25 protein-coding genes and 1 pseudogene are annotated in these 24,431 nt (G+C 72.6%); 8 read left to right on the top strand and 18 right to left on the bottom strand.

The genetic code is table 11. From position 1 onward, the window contains the following. The 3 genes and pseudogenes from ACFZDC_RS12570 to sigE all read right to left on the bottom strand — a co-directional run. A pseudogene (locus tag ACFZDC_RS12570) lies at positions 1 to 543 on the bottom strand (protease); the annotation flags it as partial. A gap of 130 nt (positions 544 to 673) precedes the next feature. Then, the gene (locus ACFZDC_RS12565; protein ID WP_391322951.1) at positions 674 to 1,675 is read right to left on the bottom strand and encodes a zf-HC2 domain-containing protein; all 1,002 of its coding nucleotides are present in this window, start codon (positions 1,673 to 1,675) and stop codon (positions 674 to 676) included. After that, positions 1,672 to 2,388: an RNA polymerase sigma factor SigE gene (sigE, locus tag ACFZDC_RS12560; RefSeq protein WP_391322949.1), complete on the bottom strand. Its 717-nt coding sequence runs from the start codon at positions 2,386 to 2,388 to the stop codon at positions 1,672 to 1,674. Before sigE ends, ACFZDC_RS12565 begins: the two co-directional genes overlap by 4 nt. Positions 2,389 to 2,622: 234 nt before the next feature. On the opposite strand from sigE, the gene ACFZDC_RS12555 reads away from it, so the two are divergent. Beyond that, entirely contained in the window at positions 2,623 to 3,321 is a 699-nt protein-coding gene (locus tag ACFZDC_RS12555) for a class I SAM-dependent methyltransferase (RefSeq protein ID WP_391323444.1), read from the top strand. 87 nt (positions 3,322 to 3,408) lie between these two features. On the opposite strand, the gene ACFZDC_RS12550 is transcribed toward ACFZDC_RS12555, so the two are convergent. Then, positions 3,409 to 3,576, bottom strand: a complete 168-nt coding sequence (locus ACFZDC_RS12550) for a DUF3117 domain-containing protein (protein WP_018544333.1) — start codon at positions 3,574 to 3,576, stop codon at positions 3,409 to 3,411. A gap of 374 nt (positions 3,577 to 3,950) precedes the next feature. Here ACFZDC_RS12550 and ACFZDC_RS12545 point away from each other — a divergent pair, with 374 nt between their 5' ends. Further along, positions 3,951 to 4,754, top strand: a complete 804-nt coding sequence (locus tag ACFZDC_RS12545; RefSeq protein ID WP_391322947.1) for an enoyl-CoA hydratase-related protein — start codon at positions 3,951 to 3,953, stop codon at positions 4,752 to 4,754. Between the two features lie 4 nt (positions 4,755 to 4,758). Here ACFZDC_RS12545 and ACFZDC_RS12540 read toward each other — a convergent pair whose 3' ends face one another. Next, positions 4,759 to 5,355, bottom strand: coding sequence for a DNA-3-methyladenine glycosylase I (locus tag ACFZDC_RS12540; RefSeq protein ID WP_391322945.1), 597 nt, complete (start codon positions 5,353 to 5,355; stop codon positions 4,759 to 4,761). After that, the gene (locus ACFZDC_RS12535; protein WP_391322944.1) at positions 5,352 to 5,702 is read right to left on the bottom strand and encodes a DivIVA domain-containing protein; all 351 of its coding nucleotides are present in this window, start codon (positions 5,700 to 5,702) and stop codon (positions 5,352 to 5,354) included. The genes ACFZDC_RS12540 and ACFZDC_RS12535 overlap by 4 nt, the downstream gene beginning before the upstream one ends. 139 nt (positions 5,703 to 5,841) lie before the next feature. On the opposite strand from ACFZDC_RS12535, the gene folP reads away from it, so the two are divergent. Then, on the top strand, positions 5,842 to 6,702 hold the full coding sequence (folP, locus tag ACFZDC_RS12530) for a dihydropteroate synthase (RefSeq protein ID WP_391322942.1): 861 nt from the start codon (positions 5,842 to 5,844) through the stop codon (positions 6,700 to 6,702). 137 nt (positions 6,703 to 6,839) lie between these two features. Here folP and ACFZDC_RS12525 read toward each other — a convergent pair whose 3' ends face one another. Both ACFZDC_RS12525 and dapE read right to left on the bottom strand, forming a co-directional pair. Then, a complete protein-coding gene (locus tag ACFZDC_RS12525; protein ID WP_391322940.1) occupies positions 6,840 to 7,598 on the bottom strand; it encodes a TIGR00730 family Rossman fold protein in 759 nt (252 codons plus the stop codon). Positions 7,599 to 7,705: 107 nt separating this feature from the next. Next, positions 7,706 to 8,785 carry a succinyl-diaminopimelate desuccinylase gene (gene dapE, locus ACFZDC_RS12520; protein WP_391322938.1) on the bottom strand — a complete coding sequence of 360 codons (1,080 nt, stop codon included), beginning with the start codon at positions 8,783 to 8,785 and terminating at the stop codon, positions 7,706 to 7,708. A 95-nt stretch (positions 8,786 to 8,880) separates the two neighbouring features. Here dapE and ACFZDC_RS12515 point away from each other — a divergent pair, with 95 nt between their 5' ends. Together ACFZDC_RS12515 and ACFZDC_RS12510 are read left to right on the top strand one after the other, a co-directional pair. Then, positions 8,881 to 9,870: a heavy metal transporter gene (locus tag ACFZDC_RS12515; RefSeq protein ID WP_391322936.1), complete on the top strand. Its 990-nt coding sequence runs from the start codon at positions 8,881 to 8,883 to the stop codon at positions 9,868 to 9,870. 276 nt (positions 9,871 to 10,146) lie between these two features. Further along, positions 10,147 to 10,644, top strand: coding sequence for an ATP-binding protein (locus tag ACFZDC_RS12510; protein ID WP_391322934.1), 498 nt, complete (start codon positions 10,147 to 10,149; stop codon positions 10,642 to 10,644). 84 nt (positions 10,645 to 10,728) lie between these two features. On the opposite strand, the gene ACFZDC_RS12505 is transcribed toward ACFZDC_RS12510, so the two are convergent. Together ACFZDC_RS12505 and fdxA are read right to left on the bottom strand one after the other, a co-directional pair. Further along, positions 10,729 to 11,826, bottom strand: a complete 1,098-nt coding sequence (locus tag ACFZDC_RS12505; protein ID WP_391322932.1) for a bifunctional succinyldiaminopimelate transaminase/glutamate-prephenate aminotransferase — start codon at positions 11,824 to 11,826, stop codon at positions 10,729 to 10,731. Positions 11,827 to 11,975: 149 nt separating this feature from the next. After that, positions 11,976 to 12,296: a ferredoxin gene (gene fdxA, locus ACFZDC_RS12500; protein WP_014674796.1), complete on the bottom strand. Its 321-nt coding sequence runs from the start codon at positions 12,294 to 12,296 to the stop codon at positions 11,976 to 11,978. Positions 12,297 to 12,436: 140 nt separating this feature from the next. On the opposite strand from fdxA, the gene ACFZDC_RS12495 reads away from it, so the two are divergent. Then, on the top strand, positions 12,437 to 13,483 hold the full coding sequence (locus ACFZDC_RS12495) for a GNAT family N-acetyltransferase (protein WP_391322929.1): 1,047 nt from the start codon (positions 12,437 to 12,439) through the stop codon (positions 13,481 to 13,483). A 38-nt stretch (positions 13,484 to 13,521) separates the two neighbouring features. Then, positions 13,522 to 14,388 carry a tetratricopeptide repeat protein gene (locus ACFZDC_RS12490; protein WP_391322928.1) on the top strand — a complete coding sequence of 289 codons (867 nt, stop codon included), beginning with the start codon at positions 13,522 to 13,524 and terminating at the stop codon, positions 14,386 to 14,388. Between the two features lie 4 nt (positions 14,389 to 14,392). On the opposite strand, the gene ACFZDC_RS12485 is transcribed toward ACFZDC_RS12490, so the two are convergent. The 8 genes from ACFZDC_RS12485 to ACFZDC_RS12450 form a co-directional block, all read right to left on the bottom strand. Next, positions 14,393 to 15,007 carry a response regulator gene (locus ACFZDC_RS12485; RefSeq protein ID WP_391322926.1) on the bottom strand — a complete coding sequence of 205 codons (615 nt, stop codon included), beginning with the start codon at positions 15,005 to 15,007 and terminating at the stop codon, positions 14,393 to 14,395. Further along, positions 15,004 to 16,197, bottom strand: coding sequence for a histidine kinase (locus ACFZDC_RS12480; protein WP_391322924.1), 1,194 nt, complete (start codon positions 16,195 to 16,197; stop codon positions 15,004 to 15,006). The genes ACFZDC_RS12485 and ACFZDC_RS12480 overlap by 4 nt, the downstream gene beginning before the upstream one ends. Then, entirely contained in the window at positions 16,194 to 16,934 is a 741-nt protein-coding gene (locus ACFZDC_RS12475; RefSeq protein WP_391322922.1) for an ABC transporter permease, read from the bottom strand. Before ACFZDC_RS12475 ends, ACFZDC_RS12480 begins: the two co-directional genes overlap by 4 nt. Then, positions 16,931 to 17,860 (bottom strand): ATP-binding cassette domain-containing protein, encoded by a 930-nt coding sequence (locus ACFZDC_RS12470; RefSeq protein ID WP_391322920.1) that lies wholly within the window; start codon positions 17,858 to 17,860, stop codon positions 16,931 to 16,933. Before ACFZDC_RS12470 ends, ACFZDC_RS12475 begins: the two co-directional genes overlap by 4 nt. Positions 17,861 to 17,994: 134 nt before the next feature. After that, entirely contained in the window at positions 17,995 to 20,298 is a 2,304-nt protein-coding gene (locus ACFZDC_RS12465; protein ID WP_391322918.1) for a hypothetical protein, read from the bottom strand. A 155-nt stretch (positions 20,299 to 20,453) separates the two neighbouring features. Next, positions 20,454 to 20,870 (bottom strand): DUF6113 family protein, encoded by a 417-nt coding sequence (locus ACFZDC_RS12460; protein ID WP_391322916.1) that lies wholly within the window; start codon positions 20,868 to 20,870, stop codon positions 20,454 to 20,456. Beyond that, on the bottom strand, positions 20,867 to 21,766 hold the full coding sequence (mshB, locus tag ACFZDC_RS12455) for an N-acetyl-1-D-myo-inositol-2-amino-2-deoxy-alpha-D-glucopyranoside deacetylase (RefSeq protein WP_391322914.1): 900 nt from the start codon (positions 21,764 to 21,766) through the stop codon (positions 20,867 to 20,869). The genes ACFZDC_RS12460 and mshB overlap by 4 nt, the downstream gene beginning before the upstream one ends. Before the next feature lie 34 nt (positions 21,767 to 21,800). Beyond that, complete coding sequence (locus tag ACFZDC_RS12450; protein ID WP_020942059.1) at positions 21,801 to 21,995, bottom strand: hypothetical protein; 195 nt, start codon at positions 21,993 to 21,995, stop codon at positions 21,801 to 21,803. 202 nt (positions 21,996 to 22,197) lie between these two features. On the opposite strand from ACFZDC_RS12450, the gene ACFZDC_RS12445 reads away from it, so the two are divergent. Further along, positions 22,198 to 24,330 carry a prolyl oligopeptidase family serine peptidase gene (locus ACFZDC_RS12445; RefSeq protein ID WP_391322912.1) on the top strand — a complete coding sequence of 711 codons (2,133 nt, stop codon included), beginning with the start codon at positions 22,198 to 22,200 and terminating at the stop codon, positions 24,328 to 24,330. The last annotated feature ends 101 nt before the right edge of the window (positions 24,331 to 24,431 follow it).

Genomic DNA, 24,431 nt, shown 5'->3' with positions numbered 1-24,431 from the left:
GGCAGCGGACACCGGCGGGGGCGGAGCCATGCGTGCCGGTGCGGGCGGAGCCGTATGCGCCGGTACCTGCGCAACCACCGATCCCGGTACGGGCGGAGCCTTCTGCCCAGGTACTTGCGCTGCCATCGCCGCCGGCGCAGGCGCAGGCGGAGCCGTCTGCCCCGGTACCTGCGCACACACCGGCGCCGTTGCTGGCGTGCCCTGTGGCGGGGTGGTCGCCGGGTGCTGGACCGGCGGTGCGGGCGCCCAGGGGCCCGGCTCGCCGTAGGGCGGGGTGCTGTAGGGGTCGGGGTCGTGCAGAGGCTCGGGCCGCACTACGGACGGTTCGGCGGCGGACCCCACGCCGGTCGGCACCGCCCCGGCCGCGACCGCATCCGCATCCGCCGCGACCGCATCCGCCGCCACCGGCTCGGCCGCGGCGGGCGCGGGCTTCGCCAGCTCGAAGTCGCCCCCGGCCGACGGCTCGGCTTCGCCCACCGACGCCTGCTCCGCGTGTGTCCCCTGCTCCCCCGGCGGGACGGACGTCGGGTTCCCCTCGTTCATGCTCTCCCCACGGCTGGCCGCGGCCGCGCGCGTCGGCGGTGCCGCGGAACGACTTCCGTGCCCGGGTCAGCGCCCCTGACACGGCCTCACAGGATTCAACCAGGTCCGCGGGCCGGGGCGCAGCGGCAGGTCAGGGCGTCCGGGGAGCGGCGGGCGGGGATGCGACGGACGGGGATGCGGCGGGGGCGGCGGGCACGGAGGGGGCGGAGGGGGTGTCGGGGAGGGGAGCGAACAGCAGGCCCGGGCGGGTCACCCGAGGTGTCGCCGACAGGGCCAGGGAGAACGGCGTGATCTCGCTCAGCGGGCGTATCAGCGGCGAGACCGCGGCCGCGCCGGCCATCACCGGTGTGGTCAGGTCGTGCACGGCGTCCTGGAGCTGCCCGCCGGCCGGGGCCGGTACTCCGGGCACCAGCGGCGCGGACATGGAGGTCGGCGCCACGGACGTCTGGCCGAGCAGGCTGCTGCCCTGCAGCAGCGGTCCCACCGAACCGCGGCGCTGGGAGTCGGGCGTCACCGCGCCCGTGCCTGTGGCCGCCGAACGCGTGGGGATCACATTGCCGGTGCCGGTGCCGCTCCGGGCGTCCGCGGCCATGTCCCCGGGGAGGGCGGTGGTCACGCCGCCGAGGGCGAGGGCGGCCAGGGACACCGCGCCGGCTGCGGCGAACGCGAACCGCAGTCCGCGCGAGGCGGAGCGGTCGACGTCCGGGCGGCCGACGGGATGGGTGCGGAAACCGCGCTCCTCGGGAACGGCGCAATGCGCGGGTCCGGCCGGGACGTACCCGAACTCGAAGCGCTCGCCGCGCCGCATTCCGAAGACCCCGGCGTCGGGCCCTCGCCCGAAGGACCCGCCCCCGGGCCCCGGCGTGCCGCCGCCGTCGAGGTCGCCTCCCTCGGGGAGGCCCTGGAGGCGGGCCAGGAAGCTCTCGGAGGGCGGCGGCGGGGCCGCCTCGGCGAACACGTTCTTCAGTCGGCGCTGGGCGTCCGCCTCCGCCTTGCACCGGGCACAGGTGGCCAGGTGTGCGAGGACGCGCTCACGCGACTCATGACCGAGCTCTCCGTCCACGAGGGCGGAGAGCCGGTCTCCCAGGTGCTGCTCTGCGAGGTACGCAGGTTTCGGCCGAGATCCACTCACGCGGTCGCGCCCCCTCCCCCCAGAGCGGGGACACGGGCCACGAAGGAGCGCCGCTCGGCCTTGCGCGCCTCGGGCGAACGGTGCGCGAGGGCCTTGCGGAGCTGGGAGCGGCCGCGGTGGATGCGGGAGCGGACCGTGCCGAGCTTTACGCCGAGGGTCGCGGCGATCTCCTCGTAGGACAGTCCTTCGATGTCGCACAGGACGACCGCGGCGCGGAACTCGGGCGCGAGGGTGTCGAGGGCCTGCTGGACGTCGGCGTCGAAGTGGGCGTCGTTGAAGACCTGCTGAGGGGTGGGCTCGCGGCTGGGCAGGCGCTCGGCCGCGTCCTCACCGAGGGCGTCGAAGCGGATGCGCTGCTTGCGCCGGACCATGTCCAGGAAGAGGTTGGTGGTGATGCGGTGCAGCCAGCCCTCGAACGTGCCCGGCGAGTACGTCGACAGGGAACGGAAGACACGGACGAAGACCTCCTGGGTGAGGTCCTCGGCGTCGTGCTGGTTGCCCGTGAGACGGTAGGCGAGCCGGTAGACCCGGCCGCTGTGCGTGCTGACGATCTCCTCCCACGTGGGAGGAGTCCAGGCCTGCCCGTCCGCGTCGGTGGAGAAGGTCGCGGTCTGGGCCCCGGCCGCGGCGAAGCCGGCGGCGTGGCTGTGCTCAGCAGCGGTGTCGGTCACGGATTTCGGCCTGCCCGTCGACCCGAGGAAGCGCCGCAGCACTCCGCCCCGGTCCCCGGGCGCAGCCGCACCTCCCCTGTCGGCTCTGGTGGTGTCCAGTGGAGCCCCTACCATAGCCACCTCGTCCGTTAGCTCCGGATAAGCGGTTTTACGAAAAATTGATACGCACTGATACGGCTCATACGGCTGCGTCAGCATGTGCTCGGTGTCCTGCTCCACCTCTTACCCCCCGTCGCGTCCCGGGTCACCGGCTCAACCCTTTAAACGCCCGGTCCCATCTGCGGGTTCCCGACGGCAACGGATACAGTCACGCCCAGGCAACCATGGGGACAGGAGAGGGTCATTACCGGCAACCGGCAGACGAGCTGGGCGTTCGCCGACGCCTTTGTCGCCGAGGACGAAGCGCTGCGCTGGGCCCGGGACCGGGCCCGCGAGGCAGGGCTGCGCTCGGTGTCGCCCGGCACGGGCGCCGCGCTGCGCGTGCTCGCCGCCTCCGTGGACGCGAAGGCGGTCGCGGAGATCGGCACCGGCTGCGGGGTGTCCGGGATTCATCTGCTGCACGGCATGCGCCCGGACGGGGTGCTCACCACGGTCGACCCGGAGCCGGAGCACCAGCAGTTCGCCCGGCAGGCCTTCCGCGCCTGCGGCTTCGCCAGCAACCGGGCCCGTTTCATCCCCGGCCGCGCCCTGGACGTGCTGCCCCGGCTCGCGGACGCCGGCTACGACCTCGTCTTCTGCGACGGGGACCGGCTGGAGTACTCGGACTATCTCGCCGAATCGTTGCGCCTGCTGCGTCCGGGCGGGCTGGTCGTCTTCGAGGGTGTCTTCGCCAACGGCCGCACCGTCGACGCGGGGCCGCAGCCCACCGAGGTGCTGCGGCTGCGCGAGCTGCTGCGCACGGTGCGGGAGAGCCAGGAGCTGGTGACGTCGCTGCTGCCGGTGGGCGACGGGCTGCTGTGTGCCGTCAAGCGGTGATCCGCGGGGCGCGGGGGCCCGGGAACGCGGCTGCCCCGGCACCGCATGCGATGCCGGGGCAGCCGGAAGGACAGGAGCTCCGGCTCGTCAGACGACAACCTTCTTGAGGGCGTCGCCGAGCGCCTCGGCCTCGTCAGGGGTCAGCTCGACGACGAGTCGACCGCCGCCTTCGAGCGGAACGCGCATGACGATGCCCCGCCCCTCCTTGGTCACCTCGAGCGGGCCATCACCCGTCCGCGGCTTCATGGCCGCCATGCTCGTTCCCCTTCCTGAAACCAGGCTCATCGTCTGCCGACGGCCCCGGGAGGGCACCCGCGGCCCGGAACGGACACGCGACACCGGCATCGAACACATTGCTTCCAAGCCATTATCCCGCATCGCAGGACCCGATGACCAACATCGGTCGGCATCGCTTGGGCAACGCGCGCGAGCAAAACCACTCAATTCGGGGATGTGGCTGCGATACTGCGCCGCCCCGCGAACGCCGCCGGACCGGCTCCGCTCCGGTTTTCTTTGACGCAGGTCACACGTCCGTCACGGTTCCCGGACGGCGTTCTCCGCCATGCTGTCCTTCAGACAGAGACGTACTGAGCGGTACGTCACCCGCAGCGACCCGGAGGGGATGCGCCATGGCCGACACCGTGCTCTACGAGGTGAGCGACGGACTCGCGACGATCACGCTGAACCGCCCCGAGGCGATGAACGCGCTGAACATCGCGACCAAGGTCGCCCTCCGGGAGGCCGCGGAATCCGCAGCCGGGGACGCGGCCGTACGGGCGATCCTGCTGACCGCCGCCGGGGACCGGGCGTTCTGTGTGGGCCAGGACCTCAAGGAGCACATCGGGCTGCTGGCCGCGGACCGCGAGACGGGGTCCGGGCAGACGATGAGCACCGTCAAGGAGCACTACAACCCGATCGTGAAGGCGCTGGCCGGGGCACCGAAGCCGGTGGTCGCCGCGGTGAACGGGGTGGCGGCCGGAGCGGGCTTCGGCTTCGCGCTCGCCGCTGACTACCGGGTGGTGGCCGAGACGGCGGCGTTCAACACCTCCTTCGCGGGCGTCGCGCTGACCGCCGACTCCGGCATCTCCTGGACGCTGCCCCGGGTGGTCGGCCCGGGACGCGCCGCCGACCTGCTGCTCTTCCCGCGCAGCATCAGCGCCCAGGACGCGCTGGAGCTGGGCATCGCCAACCGGCTGGTGCCCTCCGCCGAGCTGCGCGCCGAGGCCGAGAAGGTGGCGCGGGCGCTGGCCGAGGGCCCGACGGTGGCCTACGCGGCGCTCAAGGAGGCGGTGTCCTACGGCCTGACCCACTCCCTCGCCGAGACCCTGGAGAAGGAGGACGAACTCCAGACGCGAGCCGGGCAGTCCGAGGACCACACGATCGCCGTCCAGGCGTTCGTGAACAAGGAGAAGCCGAAGTACCTGGGTCGCTGAGCGGCTAGGACTGCGGGATGCCGCCGCGGCTCGCGCAGGTCGCCAAGTGGTCGTTGACCAGCCCGCACGCCTGCATCAGCGCGTACGCCGTCGTGGGGCCGACGAATCTGAGGCCCCGCTTCTTCAGTTCCTTGGACAGGGCGGCGGACTCCGGGGTGACCGCGGGGACGTCGGCGAGGGTCTTCGGGGCCGGGCGGCCCGACGGGTCGGGGGCGTGGGACCAGACGAGGTCGTCCAGTTCGCCCTCCGCCCAGTCGGCGAGCACGCGGGCGTTGGTGAGCGTCGCGTCGATCTTGGCGCGGTTGCGGATGATGCCCGGGTCGGCCAGCAGCCGCTCGCGGTCCTCGTCCGTGAAGGCGGCGACCTTCTCGATGCGGAAGCCGGCGAAGGCCGCGCGGAAGCCCGGGCGGCGGCGCAGGATCGTGATCCAGGACAGGCCCGACTGGAAGGCCTCCAGGCTGATCCGCTCGAAGAGGGCGTCGTCGCCGTGGACCGGGCGGCCCCACTCCTCGTCGTGGTACGACACGTAGTCCTCGGTGGACAGGGCCCACGGGCAGCGCAGCACCCCGTCGGCCCCGGCCAGGGCGGCCGAGGCGCTCATCGGCGCTCCTCCGGGCCCGGCTTGTCCAGCCGGGCGTGCGCGGCGGCGCGGGCGCCGGCCAGCGCGGACTCCAGGTCGGCGATACGGGCGTCCCGCTCGGCGAGTTCGGCGGCGAGGCGGCCGAGGGCGTCATCGACGTCCGCCATGCGGTAGCCACGCGGGGCGACCGGGAAGCGCAGGCTCTCCACGTCCGCCCCGCTGACCGGGCGGTCGGGGGGCAGCGGATCCTGCAGCCGCTCCGGGGCCGCTTCGGGCAGCGGGCCGCTCTCGCCACCACCCACCACGGCGAGTGTCACCGCGGCCACCACGACGACGAGGGCGACGACCAGGAACAAGAACATAACCATCGCTAGAGGTCCCCACGCTCGATGTGCCGGACGCTGTGCCGGAAGCCGATTCTGTCTGGGTCCGATCGTGCCATGCGAGTCTGACAGTTAGGGTCGCAGGCGGCGGTACTGCGGGATGTACGAGGAGAGGTCACAGGGGATGCTCAGGCTGGGCAAGAGGGAATTCGGGCCGCGGGAGCCGGTGATCATGGCGATCGTGAACCGGACCCCGGACTCCTTCTACGACCAGGGGGCCACGTTCCGCGACGAGCCGGCGCTCGCGCACGTAGAGCGGGCGGTGGCCGAGGGCGCCGCGATCGTCGACATCGGCGGGGTGAAGGCCGGGCCGGGCGAAGAGGTCACGGCCGAGGAGGAGGCACGGCGGACGGTCGGGTTCGTCGCGGAGGTACGGCGTCGCTTCCCGGACGTGATCATCAGTGTGGACACCTGGCGGGCCGAGGTCGGCGAGGCCGTGTGCGAGGCCGGGGCGGATCTGCTGAACGACGCGTGGGGCGGGGTCGATCCGGGGCTCGCGGAGGTTGCCGCGCGTCACGGGGTGGGGCTGGTGTGCACGCACGCGGGTGGGGTCGAGCCGCGGACCCGGCCGCACCGCGTGACGTACGACGACGTCATGGCCGACATCCTGAAGGTGACGGTGGGGCTGGCGGAGCGCGCCGTCTCCCTGGGAGTGCCCCGGGAGTCGGTGCTGATCGATCCCGGGCACGACTTCGGGAAGAACACCCGGCACAGTCTCGAGGCGACGCGGCGGCTGGACGAGATGGTCGGCACGGGGTGGCCGGTGCTGGTGTCGCTGTCCAACAAGGACTTCGTGGGCGAGACCCTGGACCGGCCGGTCAAGGAGCGGTTGGTCGGGACGCTGGCGACCACGGCGGTGTCGGCGTGGCTGGGGGCGCAGGTGTACCGGGTGCATGAGGTTGCCGAGACTCGTCAGGTACTGGAGATGGTTGCGTCGATCGCCGGGCACCGTCCTCCCGCGGTCGCCAGGCGCGGCGTGGCCTGACCCGCCCGACCAGCGAGCTCCGCGTCCCGGACCCCCGGTGAAGGCGGTTCGGGGGCGGAGCTCCCGGGCCAGGGTCTGTCCGGCGGATCAGGCCGGCTGCGGGACCCGCGTTGCCGGCACGATCCGCCGGACAGGTCCTAGCGGCCCGCCTCCTTGGAGACCAGGGCCACTGCCTCCTCGACGTCGTCCGTCAGGTGGAAGAGAAGCAGGTCCTTGTCGGCCGCCTTCCCCTGGGCCACCAGCGTGTTCTTCAGCCAGGCCACCAGGCCGCCCCAGTACTCGCTGCCGAACAGGACGATCGGGAAGCGTGTGACCTTCTGGGTCTGGACCAGGGTGAGGGCCTCGAAGAGTTCGTCCAGGGTGCCGAGGCCGCCGGGCAGCACCACGAAGCCCTGCGCGTACTTCACGAACATCATCTTGCGGACGAAGAAGTAGCGGAAGTTCAGGCCGATGTCGACGTAGGGGTTCAGGCCCTGCTCGAAGGGCAGTTCGATGCCGAGGCCCACCGAGGTGCCGCCGGCCTCGCTGGCGCCCTTGTTGGCCGCCTCCATGGCGCCGGGGCCACCGCCGGTGATCACGGCCCAGCCGGCCTCCACCAGCCCGCGTCCCAGCCGCACCCCCGCGTCGTACTCGGGTGAGTCCACCGGAGTACGCGCGGAGCCGAACACGCTGATGGCGGGCGGGAGTTCGGCCAGCGTGCCGAAGCCCTCGATGAACTCCGACTGGATCCGCAGGACCCGCCAGGGGTCGGTGTGCACCCAGTCCGTGGGGGCCCGCTCGTCCAGGAGCCGCTGGTCCGTCGTGCTGGACATGACCTGTCCACGCCGTCGGAGGACCGGTCCGAGTCGCTGCTCGTCCGGCGGCTGCTTCTTCCCCTCGGGGTTCCCGGTAGCCATGTGCGCTCCCTCCGCTTGCCGGTAGTTCGATCTCAGACTAGATCGAGGCGGGTTACGGAGGGGGGACGTGGGCATGTCCGCCGTGAAGCGCCACGCGGCACGGGCGGCTATGCGGTGAGCCAGCTGCGCAGGCGCTCCTCGCCCGCCAGGACCTTCGCCACCTCGACGCGCTCGTCGCGCTTGTGCGCCAGGTGCGGGTTGCCGGGGCCGTAGTTGACCGCGGGAACGCCGAGCGCGGAGAAGCGGGAGACGTCCGTCCAGCCGTACTTGGGCTGCGGGGTGCCCCCCACCGCCTCGATGAAGGCCGCCGCGGCCGGGTGGGAGAGGCCGGGGAGCGCACCGGGGCTGTGGTCGTCGACCACGAACTCCTCCACCCCGCAGTCCGCGAACACCTCGCGCACGTGCGCGACGGCCTCCCCCTCGGTGCGGTCGGGGGCGTAGCGGAAGTTGACCGTCACCACGCACTCGTCCGGGATGACGTTGCCCGCCACTCCCCCGTAGACGCCCACCGCGTTCAGGCCCTCGCGGTACTCCAGGCCGTCGATGACCGGCCACCGGGGCTCGTAGGAGGCCAGCCGGGCCAGGATGGGGGCGGCCGCGTGGATGGCGTTGGAGCCCATCCAGCCGCGCGCCGAGTGGGCCCGCTCGCCCTTGGTCTTCAGCAATACCCGCAGGGTGCCCTGGCAGCCGCCCTCGACCTGGCCGTCGGAGGGCTCCAGCAGGACCGCGAAGTCGCCCCGCAGCCACTCCGGGTGGGCCTCGGACACGTGCTTGAGGCCGTTCAGCTCGGCGGCGACCTCCTCGTTGTCGTAGAACACGAAGGTCAGGTCGCGGTTGGGCGCGGGGACCGTCGCCGCGATGCGCAGCTGCACCGCCACGCCCGACTTCATGTCGCAGGTGCCGCAGCCCCACAGCACGCCGTGCTCGTCCAGCCGGGAGGGCACGTTGTCCGCGATCGGCACCGTGTCGATGTGACCGGCCAGGATCACCCGCTCCGCGCGCCCCAGGTTCGTACGGGCGATCACGTTGTTGCCGCAGCGGTCGACCGTCAGGTGCGGCAGGGCGCGCAGGGCGGTCTCGATCGCGTCCGCGAGGGGCTTCTCGGTCCCGCTCTCGGAGGGGAAGTCCACGAGTTGCGCGGTGAGCGCGGCGGCGTCCAGCGTGAGGTCAAGCGAGGTGTCGGCCATGCTCCCGACCCTAGCGCGCCGGTTCGGCGGGCCCGGTGCGCTGTGCCGCCCGGGCCCGCCGCGAGGGCCGGGAGGGGCTCCAGTACCTTGTACGCGTGCCAGAGCCGTCCCCCATTCGCCCCAAGCGCCGCGGCCGCCTCGTGCGTATCGGCGCGGCCCTGCTGGTCCTGTGCGGCGTCGCCGCCTATCTCGTGGTGCAGTACGTCACGGGGGGCGGGGGAGCGCGCGGTTGCAAGGTGGTCTCCCACACGGGTGACGGGGCGTCGTACGAGTTCACGCCCGAGCAGGCGGTGAACGCGGCGACGATCGCCGCCGTCGGCACCGGGCGGGGCATGCCCGAGCGGGCGGTGGCCATCGCGCTGGCGACCGCCATCCAGGAGTCGCAACTGCGCAACATCGCGCACGGCGACCGGGATTCCCTGGGCCTGTTCCAGCAGCGTCCCTCGCAGGGCTGGGGCACCGAGCGGCAGATCATGGACCCGGCGTACGCGGCCGGCATCTTCTACGCGCACCTGGCCAGGGTGCCGGACTACTCGAAGCTGCCGCTGACAGTGGCGGCGCAGCGGGTGCAGCGCAGCGGCTATCCGGAGGCGTACGCCAAGCACGAGCCGGACGCCACACTGCTGGCCGCGGCGCTGACCGGTTCCGCGGCGGGCACGCTGACCTGTGACGGGCGCCCGGCAGGCACCGCCCAGGCGACCGGGCCCGACGCGGTACGGGCCGCCCTGGTCCGGGACTTCGGCCGGGACGCGCTGCAGGAGACCGGCGCGGAGGTGGGCGGTACGGCGGTGCCGTCGCCGTCGCCGTCCCCGAGTGTCACCGCGACCGCGCACGGGCGGACCGTGACGGTTCCCGTGCCCGAGGGCACGAAGACCGACGCGAGCGGGCGCGGCGAGCGGCAGCGGGGCTGGCAGCTGGCGCACTGGGCCGTGGCCAACTCCTCGGCGCTGCACATCCAGCGGGTGTCGTACGCGGGGCGCGAGTGGACCGCCGGGAGCGGCGGCGGGTGGCACACGGCCGGCGCTCAGGGTGCCGGGGGCGCGGAGACGTCCGTGGGGGCGGTCCGGATCGTGACCGGACAGTAGTGCGGGGTCTCACTCGGCCGGGTTGTGCGGCTTCCGGGTGCGCAGGTTTCCCGGTGGGCCTCGACCGGGTTCCGGGAGCCCTTGCAAATCAAGGGCGGTAAGGATTCTGCACGCGCGGGGAGCGGTGCCGTTTGCCCGTTTTTATCCACAACCGATAATGCGATGCGTTATCCATTCTTTACCTTTGGCGTCCGCAACCTTTGTCGGCTTCGAGCGGTAGTCACGGCGTCCGAGCTCGGACGACATCACCGTTTTCCTCCCGTCGAATGGAGCATCATGTCCCTCCCTCTGACCCGCCGGATCGCCCGTGCCGCGCTGCTCGTCGCAGCGGGAGCGGCCGCCGGGGTCGGTGCGGCCGGCTCTGCCGGCGCGGCCACGAACCTGCCGGCGGCCACCCCGAACCTCGGCGGCCTGACCGCCCTGGACGGGGCGCACGTCGGCAACACCGTCGACGGTGCGGCGCAGAACGTCACCGGTCTCGCGGGCAACGCGGGCGGCAAGGCCGTCAAGCAGGCGGTGCCCGCCGTGGGCAGGACCGGCGGCGGAGCCGTGAAGAAGGCGACGCCCGCGGCGCAGAAGGCCGCGGGGGACGCGGCCGGGGCCGCGGGAAGCGCTCTCGGGGACACCGCGTCCACCGCGACGAAGGGTGGACTGCCGACGGACTCCCTCGCCAAGGGTGGGCTGCCCACCTCGTCCCTGCCGACGCAGGGCCTGCCGACGCAGGGCCTGCCGACGCAGGGCCTGCCGACGCAGGGCCTGCCGCTGGGCGGCTGAGGTCCGCTTGCGCCGACGGGGCCCAGGGAGTCAGCCCCTCCCTGGGCCCCGTCGGGATGTGCGTGACTGCGTCGGCAGGTGCGGTTACGCCGTCAGGCGCTCGACCGCCGCCCGGACCCGTTCGTCCGTCGCCGTCAGCGCCACTCGTACGAACTTCTCGCCCGCCTCGCCGTAGAAGTCGCCCGGGGCGACGAGGATGCCGAGCTCGGCCAGGTGGGCCACCGTCTGCCAGCAGGACTCGTCCCGGGTGGCCCACAGGTAGAGGCTGGCCTCGCTGTGTTCGATCCGGAAGCCGTGCCGGAGGAGGGCTTCGCGCAGGGCCGTGCGGCGGGACGTGTAGCGCTCGCGCTGGAGGTGGACGTGCTCGTCGTCGCCCAGGGCCGCCACCACCGCCGCCTGGGTCGGCGCCGAGGTCATCATGCCGCCGTGCTTGCGGATCTCCAGGAGCGGGCCGAGGACGGCCGGGTCGCCCGCCAGGAAGGCGGCGCGGTAGCCGGCCAGGTTGGAGCGCTTGGACAGCGAGTGGACGGCGACGATGCCGTCGTAGGAGCCGCCGTTGACGTCGGGGTGCAGGACCGACACCGGGTCGGCCTCCCAGCCCAGCTCGATGTAGCACTCGTCGGACACGAGGAGCACGCCGTGGGCGCGGGCCCAGGCGACGATCCCGGTCAGCTCGTCCTTGGACAGGACCGCGCCGGTCGGGTTCGACGGGGAGTTCAGCCAGAGGAGCTTCAGGCCTGCCGGGTCCAGCTCGCGCGGGTCGTCGTACACCTCGTACCCGGCGCGGGCCAGGCGGGCGCCGACCTCGTAGGTCGGGTAGGCCAGGCGCGGGTAGGCCACCTTGTCGCCGGGGCCGAGGCCCAGCTGGGTCGGCAGCCAGGCGACCAGCTCCTTGGAGCCGACGACCGGCAGGACGTGGCGGTGGGTGACGTCACGGGCGCCCAGGCGGCGCTCCAGCCAGCCGGTGATCGCGTCACGCAGCGCGGGGGTGCCCCACACCGTCGGGTAGCCCGGCGAGTCGGCCGCGTCGACCAGGGCCTTCTGGATCAGCTCGGGGACCGGGTCGACCGGGGTGCCGACGGAGAGGTCGACGATTCCGTCCGGGTGGGCCGCGGCCGTCTTCTTGTACGGCTCCAGCTTGTCCCAGGGGAAGGTGGGGAGACGATCGGAGACTGCGGACACGGAACTTGCTCGCTTTCGTCGGTACGGCAAACGCCTCGGTCCCGTACGGCGGCGATCGGGCCGTACGGGACCGAGGCGGCGCTGATGCAGGCCGCGGCGGTGCTGATGCGGGCCGCCGGGGCGCTGATGCCGCTAGGCCGTCAGAACGGTCACTCGCCCTGCGGCGGCAGCGCGGCGACGAAGGGGTGGTCGCGCTCGATCAGCCCCAGCTTGCTCGCGCCGCCGGGAGAGCCCAGCTCGTCGAAGAACTCGACGTTCGCCTTGTAGTAGTCCTTCCACTCCTCCGGCACGTCGTCCTCGTAGAAGATCGCCTCGACCGGGCAGACCGGCTCACAGGCACCACAGTCGACGCATTCGTCCGGGTGGATGTACAAGGACCGCTGGCCCTCGTAGATGCAGTCGACCGGGCACTCCTCGATGCACGCCTTGTCCTTCACGTCGACACAAGGCTGCGCGATGACGTAGGTCACGCTGTCGTTCCTCCTCGATAGGGCGCTGGCGGGCCTCCTCAGGCTCCGCCGCCTGGCGCGCGGGAGCGCGGCGTCGTCGATGCCCGCCCCTAGTATCTCCGTTCCGGGGCATGATCCGAACAGGAGGGGTGAACTGACCAGTGGAAATCTCGGCGCACGGACGCCTCGAGGTCCGTATCACCGCTGCTGACGTGGGCAAACGAGTCTCCGTACGGCGCTTGAGCGAACCTGGGGCGACGCGGGAGAAGTTCACCGACACGGTGGGTGTTCTCACATCATGGGACAACGGCGTGCTCATGATCACACGGCGGGACGGGCAAAGTGTCCGGATCGCGGAATCCGCGCTGGTGGCGGGGAAAGTCGTACCGGCCGCTCCGGCGCGCCGCAGGGGCCCGGCGGCGAGCTACCCGGAACTCGCCCGCATCGCCTCGCGCGCGTGGCGGCCGGTGGAGAGCGAGCAGCTGGGCGAGTGGGAGCTGCGGGCGGCCGGCGGGTTCACGCGGCGTGCCAACAGCGTGCTGCCGCTCGGTGACCCCGGGCTTGAGCTCGACGCGGCCCTTGACGCGGTACGGCGCTGGTACGGCGAGCGTGGCCTGCCCGCCTATGTGCAGACCGCGACCGGCGCCGAGGGCACGCAGGAGCTGCTGTGCGCGGAGCTGGAGCGGCGCGGCTGGGTGCGGGAGGTGACCGCCGAGCTGTGGATCGGGGCCCTGGCACCGGTCGCGGACCGGGCCGAGGGCTCCGGGGTGGTGCTGTCCCGGGAGGCGGACGAGGCCTGGCTCGCCCGCTACCGGCGCAAGGGGGTGAGCGAAGTGGCCCTGCGGGTGCTCGGGTGCGGGTTTCCCCGCTCGAGCGAAGCCGAGAGTGCGGGCGGCCCGTCGGTGTGGTTCGCGACCGTCCCCGGTGAGGGCGAGGAGGCGCCTGCGGCTGCCATCGGGCGGTGTGTCGTGGACGGGCGGTGGGCCGGGTTCGCCGCCGTCGAGGTCGACCCCGGCCGGCGCCGGCAGGGGCTGGCCACCGAGGTGATGGCCGCGCTGGCCCGGCGGGCCCTGGCGGAGGGCGCCTCGGCGGCCTGGCTGCAGGTGGAGGACGACAACGAGGGCGCGCGCACGCTGTACGCCGGCCTCGGCATGGCCCCGCACCACGCGTACCACCACTACCGGGAACCGGACGCATCCGGCGCCTGACGGTCGTAGGAACCCCTGTGGAAGGGCATGAGCCAGGCATGCGGCACCCTCATCTTCCGCCCCCGTATCCGCCCCCGCCGGAACGGTCCGCCGAGTTGCGGCGGCGGTTCGCGGAGGAGGCACGGTCGGAGCGGCCCGATCTGTCGGCGCTGTGCCTGCTGATCGGCGCGGATTCGGACGGCTCGCTGGACGAGGCCGGCATCGACGTGGCCCAGCTGGAGCTGGACCGGCTGGCCGGGCAGCTGCCGTACCGCCCGGGCGGGCCGCGCGCGTGGGCGGAGGCGGTGTGCCGGCTGCTGGGTGAGCGCTACGAGTTCCACGGGTCGCCCGCCGACTACCAGCGGCTGGAGTCCTCGCTGCTGCACGAGGTGCTGCGGCGGCGGCGCGGGCTGCCGATCCTGCTCTCCGTGGTGTGGATGGAGGTCGCGCGCCGGGCGGGGGCGCCGGTGTCCGGGGTCGCGCTGCCCGGACACTTCGTGGTCGGGTTCGGGCCGGCGGAGGAGCAGGTGCTGGCGGATCCGTTCGACGGGGGGAGGGTGCTGACCGGGGCGGACGCCGAGCTGCTGGTGGCGGGGGCCACGGGGGCGCCGCTTCAGCCCGCCATGCTGGTGCCCGCGACGCCGCTGGAGGTCGTTCAGCGGATCCTGAACAACATCAGGGCGTGGGCCGCCGCCCGGCCCGAGCGCTCGGACGTCGCTCTGCGGGCCGTCGAGCTCAGCCTGCTGCTGCCCTCGCATCCGGCCCGGTTGCGGTACGAACGGGGACAACTGCTGGTGCAGCGGGGCGAGTTCGTGGCGGGAGCCGCGGAGCTGGACGCCTACGCCCACCTGATCGAGGTCGTCGACGAACCGGCCGCGCGACGGGTGCGGCAGCAGGCCGAAACGGCCCGGGCGATGCTGAACTGAGCACTCAAAGCCACCCCTTCTCGCGGGCGATCCGCACGGCCTCCGCCCGGTTGCGCACCGCCAGCTTCTGGATGGCCGTGGAGAGGTAGTTGCGGACCGTGCCCTGGGACAGATGCAGGGCCGCGGCCAGTTCCGCGTTGGTGGAGCCGTCGGCCGCCGCGCGGAGCACCTCGCGCTCCCGGTCGGTGAGCGGGTTGGCGCCCTCGGCCAGCGCGGCCGCGGCGAGCGTGGGATCGATGACCCGCTCGCCGGCCAGCACCTTGCGCACCGCGGCGGCGAGTTGGGCGGCGGGCGCGTCCTTGACGAGGAAGGCGTCGGCGCCCGCCTCCATGGCGCGGCGCAGATAGCCGGGGCGGCCGAAGGTGGTGAGGACGACGAGCTTGACCGCGGGGTACTCCCGGTGCACCTGGGCCGCCGCCTCGATGCCGGTGCAGCCGGGCATCTCGATGTCGAGCAGCGCCACGTCGACGCCGTGGGCGCCGACCGCCGCCAGCACCTCGTCCCCGCGGGAGACCTGGGCGACGACCTCGATGTCGTCCTCGAGGCCGAGCAGGGCGGCCAGCGCCTCGCGGACCATCGACTGGTCCTCGGCGAGAAGGACCTTGATCGTGCTCGTCATGCCCCGGATCCTACGTCCACCGAAGTGGCCGCAGGGACCCGGGCGACCAGCCGGAAACCGTGCCTGACGCGGCCCGCCTCCAGAGTGCCGCCCACCTTCTCCAGACGCTCGGTCAGGCCGGTCAGACCGTTGCCCGGGTCCTTGCCCGAGCCGCCGGATCCGTTGTCCTCGACGGAGAGTTCGAGCATCGCGCCGTCCAGGGTCTGGCGGCGCAGGAGCTGCACGACGCACCGGTCGGCACCGCTGTGCCGGACGATGTTGGTGACCGCCTCGCGCAGCGCCCAGGCGAGGGTGGACTCGCTCTCCTCGGGGATGCCGCCGAGGTCGGGTTCAGCGGGCACCTCGGCCACCACCCCGGCGGCGGTCAGCGCCACCTGGGATCCGGCGAGTTCGGCGGCGAGGCGGGGGCGGCGGTAGCCGGTGACGGCCTCGCGGACGTCGACCAGGGCCTGCCGGCTGACCTGCTCGATGTCGGCGACCTGCTGGGCCGCCTTGTCGGGATGGTCGGGCAGCATCCGGCCGGCCAGCTCGCTCTTGAGCGTGATCAGGGACAGGGAGTGGCCGAGCAGGTCGTGCAGGTCGCGGGCGAGGCGCAGCCGCTCCTCGTTGGCGGCGAGCTGGGCGACGGTGGCCCGGGCCTTGCGCAACTCGACTGTGGTGCGGACGAGTTGGCCGACGCCGGTCATCGCGAAGCCGATGAGCAGGGTCAGCAGGAACAGGTCACGCGCCTCCTGCGCGTCGGAGTGCAGCCCGACGAGGTACATCGTGACGGCGCCGGCCGGGATGGCCCAGTAGGCCGCCCGCAACGGCAGGGTCGCCCCGCAGGCCACCGAGAGATAGATGAACAGACCCAGCCAGGCGCCACCGAGGGTGTAGGCCAGCACGGGGGCCAGGACGCCGAGGACCGCGATCAGGGTGACGACGATCCGTGGCGAGAACGGCCGGCCGATGTTGCGGAAGACCAGCGTCAGGTAGGTCCCGACGAAGGCGGCGAGGCCGAGCGCGCCCGCCGCGGTGGCGCCGGTGGTGTGGTGGCCGTTGACCAGGTCCTCGGTCGGCGCCTTGAGGAAGACCAGCCAGACCCCGATCCAGAGCACCTTGACCTTCATCTCGCGCCGGTTGCGTGGCGGCCAGCCCACGGGCACGTGTTTCACGGCGGGCGCCTTCAGGTCTTCCGTCATCGTGCTCACGCCTTCAGCGTGTCCTTCCGGTACAGCCAGGCCGCACCGCCCGCGAAGAGGACGAACGAGACGGCGAGGATGGCGATGTCCTGGGCGCTCGGGGCCTGGCTCTGCTCGATCGCCCGCCCCAGCGCAGCGTACGCGTGCGTGGGCAGCCACTTGGCGATGTCCTGCAGCCACTGCGGGAAGTTGGTCGACGGCATCCACAGGCCGCCGAGCAGCGACAGACCGAAGTAGATGATCATCGTGATGGGGCGTACCGCGTCCCCGGAGGCGAGGTAGCCGATGGCGACGCCGAGCGCGGCGAAGACGAGGCTGCCTGCCCAGATGACCCCGGTGAGGGCGAGCCACTGCCAGGCGTCCAGGCGTACGTGCTTGACGGCGGCCGCGACGAGGAACACCACGATGATCGACGGCAGGCTCACCACGGCGGCACCGGCGGTCTTGGCGAGGACGTAGCCGTGCCCGGGCAGCGGGGTCAGCCGCAGCTGCCGTACCCAGCCGCTCTCGCGCTCCTTGGCGATGCGCTCGCTGTTGCCCATCAGGACGGCGGTCAGCGCGCCGAAGGAGGCCATGGAGACCATCAGGTAGGTCGCGACGGTCAGCCCGCTGCCGGGGACCTTCTCATCGGTACCGGCGCTGCCCGCGAAGATCAGGAAGATGATCGAGGGGTAGAGCACCGAGAAGAACAGGAACTTGCGGTTGCGCAGGGCGCGGGTCAGTTCGAGCTTGATCAACGCATTCATGACTGCTTGGCCTCCTCGGCCTCCGTGATGGCGACGAAGGCCTGCTCCAGGCCGAGCCCGGCGACCTCGAGGTTGCGGGGGTAGAGGCCGAGGCCGTACAGGGCGTGGACGGTCGCGTCGGCGTCGGACGACTGGATGCGGACGGTCTGGCCGGACACGTCGAGGGAGGTGAGGAAGGGCAGGCCGCGCAGGGCGCTCTGGTCGATCTCCCCCTCCAGGTCGAAGGAGACCCGGCGGGCGCCCGCCTTGGCCTTGATCTCGGCCGCCGTGCCGTCGGCGAGGAGCCGGCCGCGGTGCAGCACGAGCACGCGGTCGGCGATGGCGTCGGCCTCTTCGAGGTAGTGGGTGGCGAAGAGGACCGTACGGCCCTGGTCGGCCTGCTCGCGCATGGTGGCCCAGAAGGCCTGGCGGGCGGAGACGTCCATGCCGGTGGTCGGCTCGTCCAGGACGATCAGGTCGCTGTCGCCGGCGGTGGCGAGGGCGAAGCGGACCCGCTGGGCCTGGCCGCCGGAGAGCTTGTTGACCTTGCGGTCGGCGATCTGCGCGATGCCCGCGCGGGCCAGCACGTCGGCGGCCTTGTACGGCCTCGGGTGCAGCGAGCAGGCCAGCTTCACCAACTCGGCGACGGTGACCTCGTCCATCAGCCCGCCGCTCTGCAGCATGGCCCCGACCCGCCCGGCGACGATCGCCTCGCGCGGGCTGGTGCCGAACACGCCGACCGTGCCGCTGTCGGGGTGCTTGAGCCCCAGCAGGAGGTCGAGGGTGGTGGACTTGCCTGCGCCGTTCGGGCCGAGGAGGGCGACGGTCTCCCCCGGGTGCAGCCGGAGCGAGAGCCCGTCGACGGCCCGTACGTTCCCGTACGTCTTGGTCACCTGGTCGAACCCGACCACCGGGGTGGTGGTGGCCGGTGCCGCTGTTGTTGTCATGTCCTCCATCCTGGCCGCGAGGGTCCGGGACCCGGCAGTGTCGGCGGTCCTGGATGCCGGATGACAGATGTCATGCGGTTCGGGTGACATGACGGAGGGGGCGCCCGGCGGCGGGCGCCCCCTGTGCGGTCACGCTAGTTCGGGTTGGTGTCGATGACCGCGACCCGGTTGGTCTTGCTCGTCAGGACCTGCCGGAGGGCGACGTAGACGTCCTGCGGCGTGACGGCCGTCTTCTTGCCGTTGGCCCGGGCGATCAGCACCCCGTCGAACGTCTGGCCGTACAGCTCCTTCAGGGCGGCCAGGTCGGGCTTGTCGACCAGCTTGCCGTCGACGGCCGTCACCCGGAGGAACTTCCACAGCGACTTCTGCGGGCTCATCAGGATCGAGTGGGCCGCGTCGGTGCGCACCGTCACGGTGCCCGCCATCGCCGGCTCGGCGAAGGCCTTCATCTCCCGGTCGACCTCGGCGTTGGAGACCGTCGGCTGCTTGATGGTCGTCGGCACGGTGACCGGGGTCGCGGTGTCCGTCTCCACCATGGTGCGGTAGGCCTGTTCGACCGCCTGGGTCGACTGGGCCGCGTCGATGGCCTTGCCCGCCTTGCCGTAGACGGCCACGGCCTTGCCGGCCTCGAACCTGATGGTGCCGTCGTTGACGGAGCCCGAGCCGCCGCCCGCCTGCTGGAGCGCGGCCTGGAGCTTCTCCTCGTCCACCGGCATGGCCGGCTCGATCACCCGCTTCTGCCCGAAGAGGGAGCCGATCACGGAGACCGGGTCGTAGTCGCTCTTGGCGGCCTCGGCGACCGTGCTCTGGAAGTCGAACTGGAGGCCCGCGTTGTCCGGCGTGACGGACACGGTCCTGCCGCCGACCGAGAGCTTCAGCGGCTTGTTCACCCGGCTGCCGAAGGCGTCGTCGAGCTTCTTGACGGCATCGTCACGGGTGCCGCCGCCGATGTCGACGCCGAGCACGGTGGTGCCCTTGGGCACGTCGGTGTGGTTCATCAGCAGCCCGGCGCCGTAGGCACCGCCCGCGAGGACGAAGACACCGACGCACAGCAGCACGAGCTTGCTGCGGCCCTTCTTCTTCGGCTTGGCCCCGGCCTTGGGCTGGGGAGCCGGGTCGGGCAGCTTGGGCGCCGTGTGCGGCACCGGCCCGTCGGGGTGCCCACCGGAGCCGAACGGGAAGTTCCCGGCGGAGGGGACGACCGGGATACCGCTGGTGACGGTGTGTCCGGAGACGTTGTCCGGGGAGCGGTAGCCGGGCGTGCCCGGTTCGGGGGCCGGCTTCTGCGGGGTGAGGATCGCGGTGTCGTCGCTGAGACCGCCGCCGGGGCCGGTACCGGGTGCCGCGCCGGGCCCGGCGAGAGCACCGGGGCCGAGCGGGCCGCCGGGCACGCGGTGGCTGCCGGTGTCGCCGTAGCCGCCCGGGCCGGTGAAGGGCTCGCCCGGGCCCCTGTCCAGGTCGCTGAGCGCGCTCCTCGGACCGGCCGGGGGCACGAGCGGTCCGTCGCCGGTGACCGGGCCGCTGGTCGGGCCCGCCGGGCCCTGCGGGCCGCGACCGCCCTGGCCGTTCGGCCCGTTGAACCCGTTGGGGCCGCCGTTGCCGTTCGCGCCGCTCGCACCGGCGGCGCCGCTGCCGCCGCCGAAGCCGCTCTGGCCGTTGTCGGAGAAGTACGGCAGGTCGTCACGGCTGGGTTCGCCGCCGCCTGGCACGCCGGAGCGGGAGCCGCCCAGCGGGCCCGCGGCCAGCGCCTCGGTCACGTCGAAGGAGCCGGTGCCGCCGCCGTGCCCCGGGGCCACGGGGCCGCCGGTGGCGCTGGGCAGGCCCGAGCCCTTCGTACCGCCGGGCCGGGAACCGCCGGGCGCGCTCATGGAGCCGACCACACTGCCGGGGCGGCCGCCGCCGGCACCGGACGCGCCGGAGGCGCCCGGCCCGCCCGGCCCGCCCGGCCGGGCGCCCGGTCCGGCCGGTGCGGTCGGTCCGGCCGGTGCGGCGGAACCGCCGGGCATCCCGGCCCCGTTCGTGCCGCCGCCGCCCTGACCGCCCTTGGGGGCTCCGGACTTGCGGGGCGCGAACCAGTCGCTGGTCTTCTCGTCGGCCTGCGGCGCGGGCTCGGCGGGCGCCTCGGCGGTGCCGGCGGACGTCGCGGCGGCGGGAGCCGGCCGCGTCTCCGCGCCCGAGTCGGCTGCGGCGCCCTCGGTCTCCCCGACGGGCTTGCGCACGACGACCGGCGGGATGGGCCGCGATCCGGGGATGTTGATCCGGATCCGGGTCGTCAGCGTGGTCTCGGTCTTGCGTTCCTCCGGCTGCGTGGCCGAACGCCTCGTGTCCGCACCGGCGTCGGAAGCCAAGGGGGTTCCGTACGGCGGCGTCCCCGAGGGGTATGCGGCTCCGCCGGTCCCGTTGGGCCCGGAGGACGGAGTGTCAGTTTCACGACTCAAGGCAGGTTCTCCCGGTTGGCTCCGCCGCCCGTTACGACCTCAGCGGGCAGCTCGGCGGCGCGCACCACCATACTGGCCACGTCTGGCGCATATCCCATGACCGCCGAGGAAATCCACACCGGACTCGCACGTGCGCCGCACGGCGAAGTGGTACGTCACTTGCCAAGTCGGGCAGAGCCGTCGCCGGGTTGCCGCCCGGGGCCAAGGGTGGCGCAGATCACAGCGAGAGCCATGCCGCCGAGCAGGAAGAGGTAGGAACCGCCTCCGGCGCCGAACAGGAAGTCGCCTTCGGGGCGGCCGGCGGTGAGCAGGACGACGGCGATGATCCACCCGGCCACCGGGGCGACCGCCCCGGACCGGCTGCCGAGCGCGTACGCCCCGCCGAGGAAGAGCCCCGCGGCGCCCGCGAGGGCGAGTAGCAGGCCGCCGGGGAACCCGGCGGCCTGGACGAGGGTCCCGGCGAGCCCGACGATCGCGCCGAGCACGAACAGCCCGAGGCAGGCGGCGATCCGTCCGGCCGGGGGGCGCTGCAGCGGCTGGGCGAGCATCGAGCCGCGTCCGGTGGTGCTCATGACGCCTCCCCGACGACGATGCCGGCGAACAGGTCGGTCTCCCCGGGCCGCGCGTCGCCGCGCACCAGCTCGTAGTACTCGGTGGTGAACAGCGGCTGGGCGAGTTCGTTGGAGAGCGCGAAGTAGGGCTCGGCCACGTCGATCTGGGTGGCGTGGGCGCGCATCGCGGCGGCCTTGGCGGAGGCGTACGCGCCGCCGTCGATCATGGTGGTGATCCGCTCGTCGTCGACCACGCCCGGTACGTCGGCCACGGTGGCGCTCTTGGCGAACGGGAGGACGGGCAGCTCGTCCTGGAGGCGGGCGAAGGCGGCCTCGGCGACGGAGCGCGGAACGCGGTTCCAGTAGACCTTCTGGATCCGGTGGCCCCGCTCCGCCGCCAGTTCGACGGCGTGCATGGCGACGCGGTGGGCCTGGATGTGGTCCGGGTGGCCGTACCCCCCGTTGTCGTCGTAGGTGACGAGGACCTGCGGGCGGATCTCGAGGATCACCTCCGCCAGCGACCCGGCGGCCTCGTCCAGGTCGGCCTGCCAGAAGCAGGCGGGGTCCTCGTTGTCGGGAATGCCCATCATGCCGGAGTCGCCGTAGCGGCCGGCGCCGCCGAGCAGCCGGACGTCCTCGACGCCCAGCTCGCGCGCGGCCGAGGCCAGCTCGCCGCGCCGGTACGCGCCCAGCGCGGCGCCGGTCAGATGCCGCAGCTCGGGCGGAATGACCTCGCCCCGCTCACCCAGGGTGCAGGTGACCAGGGCCACGTGGGCACCCTCGGCCGCATACCTGGCCATGGTCGCGCCGTTGTTGATCGACTCGTCGTCCGGGTGCGCGTGCACCAGCAGCAGACGGCGCGCGGAGCGCGATGGGTGTCCCCCCGGTCGAAGGTCGGGGGAGGGCAGTTCCGTCATGGCACCACCCTACGAGGTCCGCCCGGGCCGGCCGTCAGAACTTGATGCTGCCGATCATGCTGGCGACGTTCGTCGTCAGCTCACTGATCGTGGGCGCGACGGTCGACGAGGCGAGATAGAAGCCGAGCAGCATGCAGATGACCGCGTGACCGCCCTTCAGCCCCGACTTCTTGATCAGCAAGAAGACGATGATCGCCAGCAGCACCACCGCCGAAATCGAGAGTGCCACGGCGGCTCACCTCCAAAGATCCCAGGGACGCGGGGGGGTTCGGACTATGGGGGTTGTGACTCGGTTCTAGATCGTTAGAGCAAATCCATGCAGATGCCAGCAGGTTCATACCCACTCAGCGGTAGTGATCATAACTATCCGTGCTCGCGCATCGCTCGGCGCACGGCCGCACAAGGGGGCGCATGGCCAATATGGTCGGGGTATGACGACCGAGGCTGACTCCTTCCCCCGTCGGCACGCCCGGACCCAGCGGTTCACGCTCGGCGCGCCGCGTGCGTTCACCGTGGCGCCCGATGGTTCGCGTGTCGCGTTCCTGCGCTCGCACTCCGGCACGGACCGGGCCAACTCCCTGTGGATCCTCGATCCGGCAGACGGCACCGAGCGTCTGGCGGCCGACCCGCGCGCCCTGCTGCAGGGCGCCTCGGAACGGCTCTCCCCCGAGGAGCGGGCGCGCCGGGAACGCAGCCGGGAGGGTGGGTCCGGCATCGTCGGCTATGCCACCGACGCGGCTCTGGAGTTGGCGTCTTTCGCCTTGTCAGGGCGGCTTTTCACGGCCGAACTGCGGGCCGGTACGGCGCGCGAACTCGCTGTTCCGGGACCGGTGATCGACCCACGCCCGTCTCCCGACGGGCGGCACATCGCCTACGTCGCCGAGGGCGCGCTGCGGGTCGTGGGCGCCGAGGGCGGGGACGACAGGGCACTGGCGGACCCGGAGTCGGATCAGGTCACCTATGGGCTCGCCGAGTTCATCGCGGCCGAGGAGATGGCGCGTTCGCGGGGCTTTTGGTGGGCGCCGGAGTCGGACCGGCTGCTGGTGGCGCGCGTGGACGACACGCCGGTGCGGCGGTGGTGGATCTCCGACCCCGCCCATCCGGAGCGTGAGCCACACCACGTCGCGTACCCGGCGGCGGGGACGGAGAACGCGGACGTACGCCTGTTCGCGCTCGGTCTCGAGGGGGAGCGCACGGAGGTCCTCTGGGACCGGGCGCGCTATCCGTATCTGGCGCGTGTGCACTGGTCACAGGCGGGCGCGCCCCTGCTTCTCGTGCAGTCGCGGGACCAGCGCGGCCAGGTGTTCCTGGCGGTGGATCCGGACTCCGGTTCGACCCGGATGGTGCATGCCGATGAAGATCCAACATGGCTGGAACTTTTCGCCGGCGTGCCCTGCTGGAGCCCGTCCGGGCAGCTCGTCCGGATCGCGGACGAGGGGGGCGCGCGTGTACTGGCGGTCGGTGAACGGCCTTTGACGGGGCCGCAGTTGCACATCCGTGCGGTACTCGACGTGACGGCCGACGACGTGCTGGTCTCGGCGTCGGCGGGCGAGGAGGCGGACTCCCCCGAGACTGGCGAGGTCCATGTCTATCGGGTCAACGAACTCGGCGTGGAGCGCGTGTCGCAGGAGCCCGGGGTGCACTCGGCGGTGCGCGCCGGGGGTGTGACGGTGCTGGTGTCCGCGACGCTTGACAGGCCGGGCGCGCATGTCCAAGTACTGCGTGACGGAAAACGAACGGCGACTGTCACGTCGTACGCCGAAGCTCCCGGTTTGTCCCCCCGCGTGACGCTCACCCATGGGGGCGCACGCCGAATTCCGTGCGCCGTGCTTATGCCTACGGACTACCCTGGCGACACTCCCCTGCCCGTTCTCCTGGACCCCTACGGCGGGCCGCACGGCCAGCGGGTGGTCGCCGCGCACAACGCGCACCTGACCTCGCAGTGGTTCGCCGACCAGGGCTTCGCGGTGGTCGTCGCCGACGGGCGGGGCACGCCGGGGCGCTCGCCGGCGTGGGAGAAGGCGGTCCGGGACGACCTCGCGGACGTCGTGCTCCAGGACCAGGTCGACGCGCTGCACGCGCTGGCCCAGGACTTCCCGCTGGATCTCGGCCGGGTGGCCGTCCGGGGCTGGTCCTTCGGCGGATATCTGGCCGCTCTGGCAGTACTGCGCCGCCCGGACGTCTTCCACGCGGCGGTGGTCGGCGCACCCGTCACCGACCTGCGCCTGTACGACACCCACTACCAGGAGCGCTACCTCGGCCATCCGGACGAGCGGCCGGAGGTCTACCGCCGCAACTCGCTGGTCGACGACGCGGGTCTGGTCGACCCGGCCGAGCCGCACCGCCCGATGATGATCATCCACGGGCTGGCGGACGACAACGTGGTCGTTGCACACTCCCTGCGCCTGTCCTCCGCCCTGCTGGCCGCGGGCCGCCCGCACGAGGTCCTGCCCCTGTCCGGGGTGACCCACATGACCCCGCAGGAAGCCGTGGCCGAGAATCTGCTGCGGCTGCAGCTGGACTTCCTCGAGCGTTCGCTGGCACAACCGCGCAAACCCCTGTGAACCGCGTTAACGCACAGGCAACTTGACGGAAGCGGTACCGATATACGGACGCGCGAGGCTGAACAGCGTACGGCCGTGCGGGTGCCGTAAACGGGCCGGGG

The organism is Streptomyces sp. NPDC007905 (assembly GCF_042959345.1).
GTDB lineage: Bacteria > Actinomycetota > Actinomycetes > Streptomycetales > Streptomycetaceae > Streptomyces.
Note: the sequence above shows the minus strand (reverse complement) of the source record. Positions and strands in the feature narration are given on the sequence as shown.

Excerpts from the sequence above, each read along its gene's own strand:
- ACFZDC_RS12550 (WP_018544333.1), bottom strand. The coding sequence starts at position 3,576 with ATGGCGGCCATGAAGCCGCGGACGGGTGATGGCCCGCTCGAGGTGACC.
- ACFZDC_RS12510 (WP_391322934.1), top strand. The coding sequence starts at position 10,147 with ATGTCCCTCCCTCTGACCCGCCGGATCGCCCGTGCCGCGCTGCTCGTC.
- ACFZDC_RS12525 (WP_391322940.1), bottom strand. The coding sequence starts at position 7,598 with ATGGCTACCGGGAACCCCGAGGGGAAGAAGCAGCCGCCGGACGAGCAG.
- ACFZDC_RS12445 (WP_391322912.1), top strand. The coding sequence starts at position 22,198 with ATGACGACCGAGGCTGACTCCTTCCCCCGTCGGCACGCCCGGACCCAG.
- ACFZDC_RS12470 (WP_391322920.1), bottom strand. The coding sequence starts at position 17,860 with ATGACAACAACAGCGGCACCGGCCACCACCACCCCGGTGGTCGGGTTC.
- dapE (WP_391322938.1), bottom strand. The coding sequence starts at position 8,785 with ATGGCCGACACCTCGCTTGACCTCACGCTGGACGCCGCCGCGCTCACC.
- ACFZDC_RS12535 (WP_391322944.1), bottom strand. The coding sequence starts at position 5,702 with ATGGTTATGTTCTTGTTCCTGGTCGTCGCCCTCGTCGTCGTGGTGGCC.
- ACFZDC_RS12540 (WP_391322945.1), bottom strand. The coding sequence starts at position 5,355 with ATGAGCGCCTCGGCCGCCCTGGCCGGGGCCGACGGGGTGCTGCGCTGC.
- ACFZDC_RS12475 (WP_391322922.1), bottom strand. The coding sequence starts at position 16,934 with ATGAATGCGTTGATCAAGCTCGAACTGACCCGCGCCCTGCGCAACCGC.
- ACFZDC_RS12485 (WP_391322926.1), bottom strand. The coding sequence starts at position 15,007 with ATGACGAGCACGATCAAGGTCCTTCTCGCCGAGGACCAGTCGATGGTC.
- mshB (WP_391322914.1), bottom strand. The coding sequence starts at position 21,766 with ATGACGGAACTGCCCTCCCCCGACCTTCGACCGGGGGGACACCCATCG.
- folP (WP_391322942.1), top strand. The coding sequence starts at position 5,842 with ATGCTCAGGCTGGGCAAGAGGGAATTCGGGCCGCGGGAGCCGGTGATC.
- ACFZDC_RS12460 (WP_391322916.1), bottom strand. The coding sequence starts at position 20,870 with ATGAGCACCACCGGACGCGGCTCGATGCTCGCCCAGCCGCTGCAGCGC.
- ACFZDC_RS12545 (WP_391322947.1), top strand. The coding sequence starts at position 3,951 with ATGGCCGACACCGTGCTCTACGAGGTGAGCGACGGACTCGCGACGATC.
- ACFZDC_RS12490 (WP_391322928.1), top strand. The coding sequence starts at position 13,522 with ATGCGGCACCCTCATCTTCCGCCCCCGTATCCGCCCCCGCCGGAACGG.